Annotated in this window: 2 protein-coding genes; both read right to left on the bottom strand. The window is 55.1% G+C overall.

Annotation, left to right across the window (positions count from 1 at the left end; translation table 11 throughout):
- Positions 1–158 precede the first annotated feature (158 nt).
- The gene (locus A3848_RS03005) at positions 159–9,851 is read right to left on the bottom strand and encodes an S-layer homology domain-containing protein (protein WP_074083474.1); all 9,693 of its coding nucleotides are present in this window, start codon (positions 9,849–9,851) and stop codon (positions 159–161) included.
- Between the two features lie 45 nt (positions 9,852–9,896).
- Positions 9,897–17,582, bottom strand: coding sequence for an S-layer homology domain-containing protein (locus tag A3848_RS03010; protein ID WP_074083475.1), 7,686 nt, complete (start codon positions 17,580–17,582; stop codon positions 9,897–9,899).
- Between the last annotated feature and the right edge of the window lie 20 nt (positions 17,583–17,602).

Here is a 17,602-nt window from a genome sequence, read left to right on the forward strand (position 1 = left end):
GATATGTAAATAGAAGAAATAACCTTTGCTAAAGATTTCCTGTAATCCAAAGCTGTAAAAGACAGTGAGCCTCCATTAACGTAAGACTCACTGGTCTTCATTGGTATAACCAGGCTTTTATTCTGAGCAAACCTCTGCCGCATGCGTATTACCGTTCATTAGATGAGTCCAGCCAACTTAAGCAGCTTCTCTATAACAGTTACTGCTTCAGCTCTGGTAGTCAGATCGGAGGGAGCCAGCTTTGTGCTGCTTCTTCCAGATACCAGTCCTGCTACGATACCTGCGGCAAAACCGCTCTTGGCATAACCAGCAACACTGCCGGCATCGGCAAAGGGCTTCAGCAGCTCTTCCTTGCGTGCCTGACTGACCTCTGTCTGCAAGCCCGTGAGCTTCATGGCTCTGGAGAGGACCGTCATCATCTGCTGGCGGCTGATGGGTTCCTGTGCCCCAAAGCTGCCGTCCGGATAACCGGATACGAGACCATACTCAGCAGCAGTCTTTACATAAGAAGCATACCAGGCTCCCGCGTTCACATCACTGAATGTACTGCTGTCTGCAGCCGCATACCCGCCGAGACCCAGTGCTTTCACGAGGATGGCCGAAAATTCTGCCCGGGTTATACTGCGCTCCGGTTCAAAGCTTCCGCTCCCTGTACCTCCCACAATCAACCGGCGGGTCAGGTTAGTAATAGCTTCCCGTGCCCAATGTGACTGAACATCACGGAAAGAAGTCTCGGCCTTAGCAGAAATCACAGCATACAGACCACTTGCAGATAAGCTTTTGATCACAGCGGTCAGACTCTGGTCACCTTCTGTAATCCGGATAGGCTGCGGACTGACGCTTCCGTCTGACGCGATGCTCACTCCAATGGCGTTCGAGGCAGCCGCTGTCTTAGGCAAAGCCATCGTCCGCTCCACAAAAGCGTCGAACATTCCTATCTCCTTCATCTGATCTCCTCTTCCATACATAGCCCGGAAATTAATCGGCTTTGCAAGGAAGGTATATGAACCGGCTGCTGCGGCTTGCTCCAACCGCTTGGTCACCTGCTCATCGGGCGCTGAAAACTCAAGACTCACTACCTCCTGATCCGCTGCCGAAACAGCTAGAAGCGCGGTGGGAATACGGAAGGCAACCGTCCCGGTATCCAGCCGGATCACCGCCTGGTGCTCCGCCATCAGCTTGACCAGCTTTACGCTCAGCTCCGCCCGGTTCACATCGGTCTTCCCGCTGAAGATAATGGATACGTCGGCCGGACCGGCTGCACCCTGCAGCAATTTGATCAGAGCCGCCTCATCGACAGTAATAGTGGTTGTGGTTCTACCGTTTGCGGTTGTGCTCTTGGCCTCAGCCACTGACGCGGCCTTGCCGTTCACCAGGATGTCGAACCCGTTGCCGCTGTCCACCGGCAACGTGCTGCTGCTCCCGCTTCCGGAGCTTGCACCACCAGTGCCACCGCCGGAACTGCCGCCGCCATTCCCGGAGTTGCCCCCACCGCCGTCACCGTTGCCACTGCCATTGTCCACGTCCGTAATCTTCTTGAATTCTGCAATGAGCAGTGCACTGTCATTCTTGCCTTCTACTACCGTTATTGCCTTGACTACGGCAGAAGCACTTAACGGGATGGGCTTCGCATACACCGGTGAAAATTCGGAAGGTGCTGAACCATCCATTGTATAATGAACCCGGCCTTCCGCCTCAGCCGTTGTCAGGATCACCTCGGTCTTGTCCTTGAACTGAAGAGCCGTGGAGCTTGTTGGTGCAACAGCTGTTTCGCCGTAGGCCAGCGGCGTTTTGTTAACAACGATCAGCCTGCTGATCCCACTCTTAGATGCGGTCAGATAAATCGGACCCGAGCCGGATTCATCCTGAGCCGTCCAGTGGATCGTTGCGTCAGGAGTGGTCGTATATTTCCCCCTTACCTTATATGCAGTATCTCCTTCCTTTAATACAACCGCCACAGTGGACAAATCGCTGTCCACTCCACCCGAGAACGACGCCAACTGTGGATAGAAGCCCTGGACCGTCTTCCAGATGGAAGGTTCCAATCCGTCAGGCTGCATACCGCCAGTCAGCCGTACGGTGCTTATTCCTTCCGCTTGCCCCACAACACCGCTGGTCTTACTTCCCTCTGCGGTGTAATAAGCTACCGGATACTGGAGCATCTGTGCATCATAGAAGTTGTGGCTGAGAACTACTGTCTTTGCAGCCTGTCCGGCAATGCCACCGGCAAACGTTCCGCCCTTGACCAGTTTGCCGTTGATGCTGGAAGCGATCTGCCCTCCATTCACAGCGGTGGAGATCATTCCCGCTGCTGCCTCCCCGGCGATGCCGCCCGCGCGGGCAGTGGCCTGACCTTTTGATTCCACCGTTCCAGTATTGTAGCTGTCGGCAATCGTCCCTCTGCTTGCTCCGGCGATGCCTCCTGCGCTTGAGTCCTTGGCACTCACAACGATGTCAGAGAACGAGAAGCTCCCATGAATCCGGCCGACATCTCCGTTCTGTCCGGCAATCCCGCCGGCCGTACTGCTTCCGTTTTGGCCGAAAGCCTTGATAGTGGCTCTAGAATACGAGGCCTCTATGCTTCCCTCATTGAGACCGGTGATGCCGCCCGCCACGGCTGGAGAGCTGATGGTCAGGCCTTTTACAGAGATACCTTCCAATTGTCCAGTATTAAGCCCTGCTGCCCCGCCAGCATACTCTTCGCCCGCAACCGTGAGATTCTCAGTAATAATGCCGCTTAGCATCCCCTGATTGTCACCGGTAACTCCTCCAGCTGACGTGCCCGACACCCTGCCGCCACTTACAGTCACATTCTTGATCATCCCGTCCGGATGATTTACTGCGGCAACCACACCGGTGTAAGGTCCTACGCTTACAACCGCATCCTGCAGCTTCACATTAGCAATGACGCCGAAATTATCGGCAATCAAGCTATAGTGGTTAAAATCACCTGAATGATTATTCAAGCCTGAAATGGTATGAAGTTTGCCGTCCAGCACACCTCTAAAGTCCGCCACCGGGAGCCACAGCTTGCCGGACAGGGAAATATCTCCAGTCAGTGTGATACTCTTGATTGAGAGCGGTGCAGCGGCTGCCGGATCAAACAAAGCATAGACAGAAGCGCCATCATCATACAAAAGCGAAAGTGCCGCCAGTTCTTCGGCGGTGCCTGCCGAATATGAAGTCTGATTCTTGCTTGCACCCGTAATCACATTCAGATCAGGTGAGAACCGCCAGCTGGATAGCCCTACAAGTATAGGCGCATAAGACTGCTTAGCATCGGAAAAGCCCCATACCGGGTTAATTCCCGAGAAATTCCAGCCCTCCGGCTGGCTGTAACCGTCCAAGGACAACAACTGCAGATTCCCACTCTGCACACCGCTGCTTGTATCATGTTTGATCGGAGCCAGACTTCCCTCATAATAAGAGTCCTCGATCAGACCATTCCGGAAGTTATAGCCGATAAAAGCACCCATATAGGAATTAGAGCCGCCCGCCACGGCTGAAACCTCAGATACGCCCTCATAAACCCGTGAAAGGCTGCCATCATTGTAACCGGCAAAGCCACCTGCATACGAACGGGTTGCCCCGTTGCTTCCGGCAACGCTGACCTGTACCTGAGCCGCATAGGCATCTTCAATGGTACTTCCGTGGTTAATAACTCCGGCGAACCCGCCGCCTCTGGCATCAAAGGCTGTGCTCGATACATTCCCTGAGGCGTAGGCCTGCTCAATACGGTACTGATTGACAGTACCGGCAAAGCCACCTGCATAGACCCCGGCCGCCCCGCGAACCGTAATCTCACCCGTAGCAGATGCTACGGAAATGACGCCGCTCTTGTCTTCTCCCAAGAGACCGGCGAATCCGCCCGCATAGACGGTGGAATACGGATAGGTGCTCTTCATCAAGATTCCTTGGGTAGCCGAGGAGGAAAGGATATCTGCACCGTCCGCCTGGCCCACGAACCCGCCGATATGTGCATAGGCTTCTGTTCTGCCTGCCGCGATGCTATCTCCAACAACAATCGGCATGTTATCGGCTGCTTGAGCCTTGGAGTAGGCGATGCTGCCTCCGGACACCTTCCCCGCCAGACCGCCCACATTGTAATTCGTGCTGCTGCCAGCCTGAAGCGGACTTGTGCTATCAATTCCAGCCATCCGGGTGTCTTTGGCATAGCCGACCGCGCCGCCGGCTGTCGCTGTCTTCCCTCCGCTCAGGTCTAGGGAGACCGAGGAGGAGGAATTGTACAGGGAGACGGAGTCCAGCTTCCCGGCAATACCGCCGGCATACAGCTCTGCTGCCTGACCGGACGTGTGAATAGAGATCAAACCCGCAGGAAGCTCCGCTTCATATACCCCCGGATATAACGAGACCAGCAGCCCAAAGTCCAGCGGAGTGTCTCTCTTCGAGGATTCCAGAATTCCGGCAATGCCGCCGGCTGCAACTACACCTGAGGACGCGTTCACTGTAATCTGCGGTGAAGATTCCAGCTTGTACAGAATGGAGTCCTTGGCCTGCCCGACGATCCCGCCGGCTGTAGCACTGTTGCCCGTTGCCCGGAGGACTCCGCTGAATACATTATCCTTCAATGCGGCATCCGCAAGCTTGCCGGCGATCCCGCCCACAATTCCGCCTTCTCCCGCAGAAACAACCGTTATGTCCCGAACCTGAACCGACTCAATATCAAACGTATTGCTGCCAGCACCTGCTTTATCGCCGGCAATGCCGCCGGCTGCCACACTGGCTGAGACAGCAGCCCCGGGAGAGTGATCTCCCTGTACCTTGGCATGGCGGATCACCTGGCCTGCTGCCGAATGGCCAAATATCCCACCGGCCATGGAACCCGGGGCAAGGGCCTGTACGCCTCCGCCAGTCAAACTGACAGTCAGGCCGTCGGATGTTCCGGATTCTGCCACACCAGCCACACCACCAGCTACACTATCCTGACTTTCCGCGACAATTGCCCCTCCATCCTGCAAGGTAACGGAGATGGAGGTAAGTTCGCCGTCCACTCTTCCAGCCGCACCGCCTGCTGCGGCATTACGGCCTGTCGCTTCAATTCTTCCGGCTCTCGAGCTCAGGCTGCCTTGGTTGAGGCCCGAGCGGCTGTTGCCGATTAGGCCGCCCACGGAAGCCCCGTCGTCCGTACTGGACACCTTGCTTCCTTCACCGAGAGTCATCGCCAAGGCGGTGACCTCGCCATTATTCTGGCCAATCAGACCTCCGGCTGCTGTCCCTCCGGCCACTTTGGCTCCACCTGACAAGCTTCCCTCCACCTGCTCAACCTTACCCAGGTTCAATCCCGCCAGGGCTCCGGCGTAGCTGCTGCCGGTTAAGGAAAGAGGTGCTACAGAAACTTGGCGGACAACCGCACTGCTTCCGATCACTCCGAATAAACCTGCATATTCCCCTTCAATTACTCTGAAATCTCCGATTAAGTGATGATTGCCGTTAAACGTGCCTTCAAAAGAATGGCTGTTATCCTTCCCAATAGGAGTCCAGCTCGAAGCTCTGATACTGATCGGCCCCGCCACATCGACCGTTCTTCCGATGAAATTGAACGGTTCGACCTCTGCCGCTATACCGTTTACAATTGCTGCCAGTCCTGCCAGCTCATCCTCTGTTTTGATGGTAAAGCGCAGCGCTTGCGGATTTTGTGTATACCAGTCCAAATTCAGGTTAGGCGGATTGCTGCCTGCATCACTATCATCAGCGCTCAGGTTCAGCTCCGGGTATGTATACTTCGCACCGGCTGAGCCATACCGCCAGGGTGAACTGCCGAAGGTCCAGCCGGATAAGGCCGCAAATACTTTACTATCGGCCAGTGTGGAGGACAGAACAGGACTCAGACGGGCATAATTGTTCAATTCATTATAAGCTCCCCCGCCAAAGTCCAGGACTCCGCTGTTGATGGATAGGCTCTCATCCTTAACGTAATACGTATCGTCAATGAGCTTCTTGTTAGTACTGGCGTAATATCCCGCAAAGCCTCCGGCATACGCACCTTTGTCTCCGGTGATCCTCCCGGCGGAGTAGCTGCTGGCTACCGTGCCCTCTGTCATCCGTCCGATCAGGCCGCCGCTGTATGAGCCTTTGCCGCTGGCAGAGACATCCTTGCCTGTGTACGAATTGATCACGGAACCGGAATGATCACCGATTAGTCCGCCAACATACGTATAGGCACCGCTCGCCGTCACTTTGGACATAGTGAAGCTTTTATCAATACTACCGCTGTTCCTGCCAATCAAACCGCCCAGTAGAGCGTAGTTGTCTGCCGTGCCGGACAGGCTGCTCTTCAGATCCGTCTCGTTATAGGACGACCCGACCCGGCCCGTGTTGACTCCCGCCAGCCCCCCGATAACAGTAGACTTACCTCCTGCGGACAGAACTGCATTGGAGGACATGAAATAGATCGTACCCGTGTTTCTGCCAACTAGACCACCAACCACTCCGTTGCCCCCGTCAGATACAACAGGAAGGAGGTTGCTGATGCTGTTCTTGGCAACAACGCTCCGGTTCTCGCCAACCAGGCCGCCGGTAACCGAAGAAGGTCCATGGACCGTAAGGCTTCCGGTCATTTTACTGCGCTGAATGGAGCTTATGGATGAAGAGGCTGGCTTCCCTGAATCCTCGTCACTTCTGGCATCATTCAGTCCGATCAGACCTCCTGCAGTCGAGGAAGCCGCCGAAGCGGACAGGACAAGGGTCATAGCGTTCATCACATTGTCCTCCATCACTCTGGAAGCAGCGGGCAGACCATAGCCGGCCACGCCCCGGTTATAGCCGGTAATGCCGCCGGCGATGGTCCCTGTTCCTTTCAATGAAAGCTTGATCGTGGAACCAGACACCTGCTTGATGGCGCTGTCTGTGTTATAGCCTACGATACCTCCGGCATACAGACCGGCCGCTGATTCCGTCCCGGTCAGCAGCAGAGTCTCGGCGGCTGGAGCCGATGCTCCGCCTCCTGTGAGCACTGCATCTTCGGCCCGTCCGGCCACACCGCCCGCCTGGACGCCACTGCCGGACACATTCAGTATGGCATAATCGGGAAGAATCCCCCGGACCACCGACTGCTCTATGTCTGCACCGGTAATCCTTCCGACCAGCCCCCCGATCATGCTGTCCGCACCTGCCGCATTCAATACCGGACTCTCCACAATCATATTCCTGATTGCAGAGGACTTGCTATCACCTGCGATACCACCGATCCGCGCTTTACTGGCAGATGCTGCAGCGGTGATGCTTAGTCCGGTCACATTGCGGTCTGCCCCGTTGCCGCTGACCGCAGCTCCTCCGCTGAGGCTTCCGGCTACACCGCCGACTGTGCTATCCGAACCTTCTATGGCGAGCTGCAGCTCCCCGTCCCCGGGAATAACGACCGGGCTGATGATCACACCCGTGGACCATCCTGCAATCCCCCCGAGCTGACTGGCAGCCCCAGCCGACTTGATGCTTACATCCATTACAGTCAGCTTAGTCAGCTGGCCGCTGTTTCTGCCAGCAATGCCACCCAGATCTGAATGATCACCCTGGGCATCAATCGAAATATCGGATACGTTCTGCAAGATGTCCGCATTAAGATCCAGGCTGTTGTCACCAATAACTCCGCCTAAGGCACTGCCGGCCGCTGCGGAGCTCATCTTTATACTCCGCACATTAAAAGTCTTTCCGGCCACACTTACCGTGGTTCCTAGCGAAAGTTTACCTGCCAGCCCCCCAAGGGAGGAGCGAGCCGCCAATTCTTCTGCGGACAGAGTGATACGGTTAACTCTGGCTGTTCCAAGCACCAGTGTCCCGGCATCCCGTCCTGCTACGCCGCCCGCTGCCGAATCGGCGGCGGCGGTGGTAATCTTCACAGTGTAGCTGCCGTCGGCATCCGCTTCGCCTACCGCCACGTCCGCAATTTGACCGCTGGCTGTACCAGCGATACCACCTGCTGAACCGCCGGACCTTGAAGCAGTAATCTCAGTATTTTTGACGGTGGAAGAACGTATCACACCGTTTGCGTAGCCGGCAACACCCCCGGCGTTACCGCTGGAATGAATCACGGCCGGTGACCCGGCCGTTCCGCCGATGACCGCACCGGCAATGGTGCCGCCTCCCGTCATATAGCCGGCAACACCGCCTGTATGAACGCCTGCTCCCCCGGCAACCTTAATCCTTCCAGTGAAGACAGGATCAGTGATGACGCCGCCCAGCCCGTAGTATCCTACAATTCCGCCGGTATACACCTGATTATCAGTACCGGATGCTATAGAGGACACGGAAATATGGCCGTTGTAGGATTCGTTGGTTATTCCGGATTCCCCATTGGTCATCTTCCCTACGTATCCGCCGCTGTAGAGTCTTTCTCCCCCCGTAACCTCAATATCCCCTTTACTCAATACATTGGCAGCAGCCTTGCCATAGTTCCGGTTGGAGATAATCCCCCCGGTATTCACATCCGATGCCGTTCCGGTTACAGCAATGCTGCCGCTGTTACCATATGCTTCAGCTCCAGTGCTGTGAAATAGCAGCTGGTCGCCTGCGAAGCCTACTAATCCACCGGTATATACTCCAGTACCGGAAGCCGCCACCTGGATTGTGGCCTGATTCCAAGCCGATGCCACGAAGGAGGCTGTTCCCTCTACCTTGCCGGCGATCCCGCCAGTGTAGACCTCGGACGAACCTCCGGCAGCCAGAGACGAGTTGTTGACAACGCTCTGTCCCCAGGTGAAGTCACCGGCTACGCGGCCGACAATACTGCCGGTATAAGCTCGTCCGCCCGCCTTGTTGACTATGGCCGGTGCGGTCTGCACGAATGGGATAGAAACGTTCAGCCCTCCGGTGTTCTCATACGCACCGACCAGTCCACCCGCAGCGATACCAGTACCGCCAGCCCCAGCCGCAGCTCCGGAATCCACTCGAATCTCCCCAGTATTCGAGGTCTGAAGCGAAATGGTGACGCTGCTATCCGCTGTCACCCTGCCCATAATCCCGCCTGCAGACCCGCTCCCGACATCTGCGAGCGTGATCTGGCCGCTGTTCTTCATGAAAGTATCTTCCTCTGCCATGAACAACGGGGCGGACACCAGACCGATAATGCCGCCTGCGTCTGCCATGTAGACACTGCCAGATACGCTCACCGGTCCGGTATTGTCACTCTTCTTCAGTGTCAGAACACTATTAGTGGAGCCTGCAATACCTCCAGCCATCCCCCAATTTGCGCCGATAAGCGAAATGCGGCCATGGTTTGCCACTGCCGACAGCAGCCCTGATCCGCTGCCAACGATCCCGCCGGCATACACATTGCCTGTCACCGTTCCTCTAACCTGAACGGATACATCACTGTTCACATCCAGGATGGTGCTGTCTTCATCCATGTATCCGGCAATCCCGCCCACAGATGCGTCACCGGATACAATAGTGTCAATACTGCCGGATAGGGAGAACCGGCCAACCGTGGCCCCGCTCATGCGGCCGATCAGCCCCCCATATACGCTGTCAGTAACCGTCATACCGGTCAGCTCCGGGCTAAGCCCGGCCTGACCCACGAGAGTTCCGCGAAACGGATGCTCCGCATTGCCAATCGGCATCCAGTTATATTCTGCCAGCGACAGCGGACCCGTGGCGGCAATTTGAAGCGTTGTGCTGCCGAAATCAGTAATGCCGTCGTTCACAAGCTTAGCGACACCCGCAAGCTTGGCCGCCGAATCAATAATATAGGTAGAATAGTCGCTTGAATACCAGCTGGTATCCGCATGATCCCCCCAGCTTCCGCCGCTGGCGTTCGCCGGTTTAGCGCCGGGCTGCAGCGGAACCAGCAGCAAAGCGCAGCATAACAGCTTGATCCATTTATTTGAGAATAGCATAGGTCACCTTCCACCTTATGAAATGAATTTCCTCTTCCTCGCTACTTACGGAGTGCCCACTGTTTCAAGATCACCAAGGCGGATCGCAATAGCTGCAGCCTGGGCACGGGTGAGTACACCCTCAGGGAGAAGGTATCCATCCTGCCCCGAGATCAGCTTCTGCATGACACACAGGACAACCGCATCCCTCGCCCAATCCGGAATTGCTTCAGCATCCTTGAACTTCGCCAGGATGGTATCGGCTTCCGCTTTCGTGACCTGTTTGTCCACTCCCAGCAGCTTCACCGCCCGTCCGGCCATTACCATCGCTGACAAACGGGAAATTTCCTCATTCGGACGGAATGTGCCGTCCTTGTAGCCGGTGGCTAATCCGTTCTTGACGGCAATGGACAATGTGCGGCTGTACCAGCTGTCCGTCTTCACATCAGAGAAGGACACCTGCTCCTGCTGATTCATCAGCCCCAGAACCCGGAGCAGCACTGCGGGGTACTCGGCCCGTGTAATGCGGCTGTTCGGCTCGAACTGCTTATCGGAACGGCCTTGCATATACAGCTTGGCCGCCGCCTCCAGAATCGTCGTCTTCGCCCAATGGGTATCATTCACATCGGTGAATGCCGGTTTCTTGCTGATAAATCCAAGGGTTCCGTTGCCTGTCAAATTCAGATCGACATATGCCTTGTTGCTGACAACATCCAGCGACCATGGCACCGTAGTCCAGCTGCCTCTGCTGTCCTTCAGCACAACCGCAGTAATATCTCTTGCGGCAATTGTATCTGGCACAGCCACCTTCGCCGTGACTGAACGGTTCTTGTAAATGCCTGCTTCCTGTACATCAAAAGTAACTCCATCTCCATCGCCCAGCAGTGTAGCGCCAAGTGTCTTGGCCATTTGTGCGAGCTCTGCCTTCCGGCTACTGCTGTTCTTGTCGATGCTGATTTTCAGATCCTCTCCTGTTGCTGCTGCTGCACCGGCAGGGAAGGTCAGCTCCGCATAAGGCAGTACAATATGAATCCTTTGGCTCAGACCCGCTGTCTGTGACAGCACCTTACGGTCAATGGCGAATTCATATCCGCTCACGACCGCATTCTTGCCTTCGATCAGCAAGATCTTGGAAGAGGCGTCGCCCACCGCTCCGGCGCCGGTGATTCTGGCCGCCAGACGGCCATTCTGCATTTCTGCCAGAACTGCGGTGCCGCCGACAAGAACGCCGGAATCGTTGCCGGTTCCTGCACTGCCTGCACCCGCACCGCCGGCACCGCCGCCCGTACCGCCACCTGTGCTGCCGCCACCTGTGTTGCCACCGCCTGTGCCGCTTCCACTGTCACTCCACAGCACCGCCGGCATAAGCGCCGATACCGCCAGCGCCTGCTTGCCGCCATCAGGACGCTTAGCTACTGCTATCCGGTCGCCGCTGGCGGCCGGAAGAATACCGTCAGCCGGAAGAACCTTCCAACCGCTTACATCATCCTTGTAGCGCGGAGCTGTTGTAACACTGTCGCCTGCAGGGTATATCTTGTAGACCAGCTTAGCGTCGTTCAGGTCTCCTGCTGACAATACATTGATCTTCGTTGCTGCCCCATTGCCGGAAACTGCAGAGGTATATGCCTTGATGTCGGTAACTACGTTCACCACCGTCATTCCTTGAAGCGAAGCGTTTTCCGACAGTTTGTATTCTGCAGACACGATTGATGCGCCTTCAGCCACTCCCTTGACCTTGCCGTCCTCGGAGACCTCGGCAGCTTCTCCTGTGTACAAGGAATAAGTCAGCTTGGCCAAGTCGTTCTCGGCAACCGGCACTTCCTTGTACTTGGCTTTGCCGCTGGCATCCTTGCCATCGGGGATCCGCAGGAAGGCTTCCAGTTGCCGTTCATCCTTAACGCCAAGGGTACCTACTGTTCGCAGCACCAGGCCAACCGGCAGCTGATACCCTCCATTGGTCAGTACAACCGAGGCACTGTTGGTGTTGCCAACATGGTCTACAGCCTCAAACGTCAAATTCAGCGTGGGCTCCGTACCAGCCGCAGTGACTTCACCGTCAAAGTGACCATTTGTGCCTACGGTTACCGGCTGACCGTTCACTTTCAGCACAGCATCGTTACTCGTCCGTCCGGATACCTTAATCTTGCCTCCCGAAGTCCTGGCCCCTGGAAGCGGAGAATCAATATAGAGAACCGGATTTATTGTGTCCACGGTCAGATATAGCATTGTAATTGTGAAATCGCCGGTTGTTTTGTTTCTTGTGCGAAGCTCAACCGCATAAGTTCCGTCTGTTGTAAAAGTAGTGAAATTCAGCGTCCCGCTGCTTCCGGCCGAGCCGTCCGTAAGCTCTGTTTGGCCCAGTGACTTGCCGTCATAAATCGCCTCGACCTCCACATTGCGCTGATTGGAAACAACACGAATACTCTGCTTTGCAGCGCTGCTGCTCAGCACCTCTGCATAAGCGGCGGTTGCCTTTCCTACTTGGGTTGAATCTGTACTCAGAATGGACAGGGCAGGCTTCGCCGGAACCGGCAGGAGCGTGCTAGCCGTATCCACCCGCTTGGCGAAATGCCAATTCTCATTTTTGTCTGCAGCCTTGTCTGGCTTCACTGCCGAGGATACGCCCACGACGTATTTCTCCCCAACCTTCAGCCCCTTGTAGCTCAGCGAATCACCAGCAAACGCCTTGCCTTCTAGACTGGAATGATCCACCTGGCTCGACGTAGAGGCTGGTGTCCAGCCGCCGAGCCGGATGCCTTCATATTTGCCGCTTTGTTTATTCCAGTACGGCTGTAATTCCTCCTCAGTGAACTGCAGTGAGCTGAAATTCTCGTACTCCTGAAGCTTTCCGTTCGCCTGCTGAAGAACTTCTATGCTGTAGCTATGCTCATAGCTGGTCTGGGCCGATTTTTTCTCCTCTGGTTTGAAGGACAGCTCAAAATATCCGTTGCCCGCAGGCTTGACCGCTACGTCGCTTACCTCCGCCGGAGCCAGAGGGTCAACCAGCGTGAACTTGTTTGCGCTCGTCTTCGTCCCGAAGCTCGTGGACGATTTCAGCTCCGCCCGCAGATAATAGTCACCCTGGGCCATCAGGCCCCGGATGTCCTCCGTTGCTCCAAGCAGGGATACCTGGGTAGCATCGATCAAGACGCTGCCGGAAGTGAGACTGCCGGATACGCTGCCGCCCTGGTCTACTTTCAGATCCTTGGCGATCAGTACGCCTGCATCTCCGGGTGCTTGAACCGCTCCGTCAGCGGAAGCAGCCGGCAGTACCGGATCTTTGGTTAAATATAGGCTGACTGTATCGTCAGACTTGGCATTGGATACCTTCCAGGAGGCTGTGAAGGCGTTCGCGTTCCCGCTGTCCTGGTCCAATCTGACCTCATCCAGCTTGGACACCTCAGGAATGTTGAACAACCGCGTATCCACCGTCTGATCCGCACGCAGCTTCCAGGTGCCGCTGCCGGCCCGGCTTGCCGGAATGGCAATATACGCTTTGCGGATCGTTTCGTTCTGCCCGGCAATGACCTGGGTGAAGGCATTGGCGCTCGGATCATTGACTCGGCGCTCATCGTACACAAGCTTGTACTCACGGTTGTTGTTGTCCATTAGTTCAAGCTGCGGCACAGAATTGCCGTAATATTGCACTTCCAGGATCGCATTCCCGGTTACCTTCGAGATCGGGATTTCATGAAGCTTGCCATCTTCAGAAACCTTGATGCCTCCGATGCCCACATCCAGCGAGCCATTGTCCATGAGGCTCACACCGTCCGCGATACTGTGATACTCAATTTCATGCTGCACGTCTTCCTTCGTGACCCATGACGTGGCCACCGCTTCCGCACCTTGGCCGAACACGACCAGCTTAGGCCCGGTTTCCGGATCCTGAACCTGCAGATACAGCAATCCATCCGGAAGCTTCTCACCTGAGGTGCCAAATTCAATATCACCGTCGAAATAATAGGTCACACCCAGACTGATGAACAAAATCGCGAAGCTACCCCACATCTTGTCATTGTTGACCCCCAGCGATACACCGGCCAGCGGCATTCCGCCAACCATCGGCACATCAGAAGGGATCTGGAGCTTCGCGCTCAGGAAGCCTTCAAAATCAATCCGGTTCTTGATCAGATTCTGGCCTACGAATAGGGACGCCTTGCCGATAATGACATCCCAGCCCAGCACATCCACTGTTGCCGAGGCGCTGACGAACCATGGCGTCATCCATTGGGCGGCGATCTTGGCTTCAGTCAGCATAGTCAGCTTGTCCGATTCGGGAGACGGGCTATAGTCCATTTTCCCCACCAGCTTAATTCCCGATTTCTTCAGCGTCATATCAATGCTGCCGTAGAAGGTTGCCGGCTGGACACCGAAGGTGATGTCTGCACCGGCCTCCAGTGTCAGCGGCACATCGCCCTCTCCGGCAATCGTATCTGCCAGTTCGCGGATCGCGCCGCGGATGCCAGTCAGATAGGTAGCGCCGGTAATCAGCACGCCCGGATCTCCGAGCTCCGCTTTAAAGCCGATGGCATCCGGCAAAATCCGCTTGTCCGCAACCTGCTTGAAGGCAAGCTCCACTCCTACACCCACGCTGCTCACGGTTGCATCGAACTTCAGGCCATAGGTATTGGACACGTCCTCTACTTCCTGCACATAATGGACAATTGAGATTTCGCCCGACGGTTTGCCGCCGTCCTCCTCGTCGCCCTCCTTCGATTTGGAGATCAATCCAATACTCTCGTTCAGATCGAATTTGAGCTTGGCGTCAATGCCGACAAAACCTTTGTCATTAAAAATCACATTGTTAATCTCCGACTCAACAATCTTCATATTGACGTTACCTCCGAACGAGATGCCACCCGGACGGAGAATATAATCGTTAAACTTCAATCCGAAGCCGTTAACCGAGAAGCTTGGTGCCGCGAATAGGCTACGCTGGTTGAAATAGACATCCGGAATCATCAGCTGACGCAGTGGATTGAGGCGCTCACCCACAGCACCGGCAGCCCAGGTTAGCGCTCCGTTGAGTGAGCTGTCCTCCGCACCGCCTCCCTGATCTTTCTTCTTTTGCTCCTTCTGCTCATCCGGCTCTTCTTCACCGTCATCGCCGTCTTCTTCCTCTTCCTGCTTCGTCAGTGATTTGCTGAAGCCGTTGAAGAAATCAAGTGTCCATTCGCCGTCAAAGAAAACAAAACCGCTGCCCGCCACGCTCAGAGTACCTTCACCTTTTACACTTAACGTATCGAATAATGGCGTATCGTCTGTATTAATCGCCTTTTTAATGCTAAGCACATCGAGCTTGCCACTGGCGAACACCATGTCCTTTCCGGTATAGGCCACAGCGTTGTTTATGATCGCCGGCTCACTCTTGGTGTCCACCACATACTCGGCGTCAGTGCCGCTGCCAATCTGGTTAATCATCCCGCGAATCTCCAGCAGCACCTCATCGCCTGGCTCTTCCTCCTCGTCGCTGCCAGTGCCGCTATCCTCTTCAGCCAGGCTCTCCTTGTATTCCTCGAGTTCCTCTTCACTCTCAAAAGCTTGCAGATGATAGGCGGGAACCTCCTCTGCCTGCATGAGATACTCTCCGCCGAATTCAGGGTCCGTTACTTTGGCACTGAGAACCATCGCATTCATGGCGGTAGTATAGGCTGTCTTCATTCCCGCATATCCAGCCTGGCCGGGGAAGGTGTACCCCGGGAACGCCTCTTCGTAGGCCTCCTCCAGCTCGCTCTTGTTGCTGCTGTTATAAGGAGTTGTAAAGTCGAAGCTTCTCTTGACTACTGCCAGAATGCTTGCCTTCTTGATCCGGGCCTCTTCGTTGTCGCTGACCACAAACCGTTGAGAGGTGGTCAGATCATACAGACCGCCGGTATCCCCCGAATCCTTGTAGTCAATCTCCACCTGATATTCTCCCAGAGGCAGATTTGGCCCCAGATCCTTACGCTCCCGGCCGTCTTCATCCTTTTGGATGTTGCCAGCTTTATCAACCAGATCACCGGTGCGGTAGGTAATCCGCATATCGCCCACCTGACCGTCATTGGCAGGCTGCAGAATAACCGCTTCTTTTACCGGTACCTTGTAGCGGTTGCCTGTAGCGACTTCTCTGAAATAGAGGTCGAAATTGGGGACTGTCGTCGCGCTTCCGGTATTGTACGCCTCGATGTTGGACAGATTGAGGGTAATGTACTTCACATCCGAGGTGTACACTTCCTCTGGAGACATCGCGTATACATAGGTCGAGGTAGCCGTGCCGACAGGAGGCAACAATACAAAATTGGCCTTGCTCGACTTATACTGGGCCTTAACCGTCTCATCCTTGATGTTTTCCAGCTTGGCCTCAGTCTCCGGACTGCTGACGTTCAGCAAATATTCCGGCGTTGTCGGCCAAGCTTTACCGGTAGCTATGACCTTGAAGGAAGCTGTTACAGTTTCACCTGGCTTGAATTTCGGCTGGATCCCCTGCTCCGCCTCCTCCGGTGTGGCATCCTTGCGGAATATCGCAGTCTGCGAGTTGCCCGACCTTGTCATGATTTTTCCGTTCGCATCCCGTTTGATCTTCCCGTCTGTATCCAAATCAACGAATTTAAGTGCGTTGTCCAACTGAAGACTAACGCTAATACTGGATTGCTCCGTGGCATACGCCTCCAGATTTTCCACCTCGGCAGTGATATCAAAGACGCCCTCGTTCTCATATCCGCTGCCATCCTCCAGTGTCGCCAGCTGGTTCACCGGATCGATATAGCGGATGGAGAACGCCTTGTCCGGCTGCACAATTTCTCCCAGCCCGTATACCGTTTCATAGCTGTGTACGGCACCTGCAGCAATAGCGTCAGGGTTCCAGTACAAGGCAACAGCCGAATCCGCTGTCCCGTAATCATTGGTGTCCGCCGTGAAGTCGAGGTTCGGATTAACCTCATAATCCCACTTCGTATTAGCCATTTTGCTCCAGTGGCCCACAACCATTTCATCGACAATATTGATGTCGTTCTCCGAAAAATTATTGAAGCCATAGGCCACAGCATGGGTCGCCAGCGGGTCCGTGCTGTCATACTTATCCTTCATAACCCAATAGGCAGGCAGCGTATAGAGCGCCTTCTCATCGTCGCCGATGCCGGGAGGAAGCTTATCCGCATCCACCAGCCTCCGCTCTACTTGCAAAGGGGTCTTGTAGACCTTACCTACTTGAAAGGCCGGACCATCATTGCTGCCGACCATGGTGTCCAGCAGAATACGCGAGCCCACCTCGACCGTGGATTTCGTGTTATTCACAACCAGATAGCTGACATTCACATTGCCGGCATTCATCACATCGGAAGTGTTCATATACAGCTTGATAATCTGCTTGATCTGGATACCCTTAATCGTCCATATCGTCTCAATCTGCTTGGTTCCGTCGGTATTCTGGACAATCTGGGGCATTGTAATCTCGGAAAAAAAATCTGCGCCGAACTTGTAAGGGTTACCGAAAATATAATCAGTTCCGTCAATGCGGAAGGTCGTAAACGAAGTCTCTGGATCATCGCCCCTGAACATCATGTTAATATTCTGGTCTTTCTTGCGGATCGGCTGCCCTTCCACCGTGCGGATGGCAAATCGGCCCGTATCATTATTAACGGTTACTTTCACGAGGCTGTTGCTCAGAACCGTTGTGTCCTTCTTGCCGATTTCACCGGCCAGTGCCGAGACGGGAGAACCGAAGGCAAGGAGTAACGCCAGTAGAACCGTGATTGTCTGCTTTAATCCTCTCATTCAATCTTAACTCCTTCATT

The organism is Paenibacillus sp. P32E (genome assembly GCF_001909085.1).
Taxonomy (GTDB): domain Bacteria; phylum Bacillota; class Bacilli; order Paenibacillales; family Paenibacillaceae; genus Paenibacillus_AQ; species Paenibacillus_AQ helianthi.

Coding starts and splice junctions, on each gene's coding strand:
- A3848_RS03005 (WP_074083474.1), bottom strand. CDS start 9,851: ATGCTATTCTCAAATAAATGGATCAAGCTGTTATGCTGCGCTTTGCTG.
- A3848_RS03010 (WP_074083475.1), bottom strand. CDS start 17,582: ATGAGAGGATTAAAGCAGACAATCACGGTTCTACTGGCGTTACTCCTT.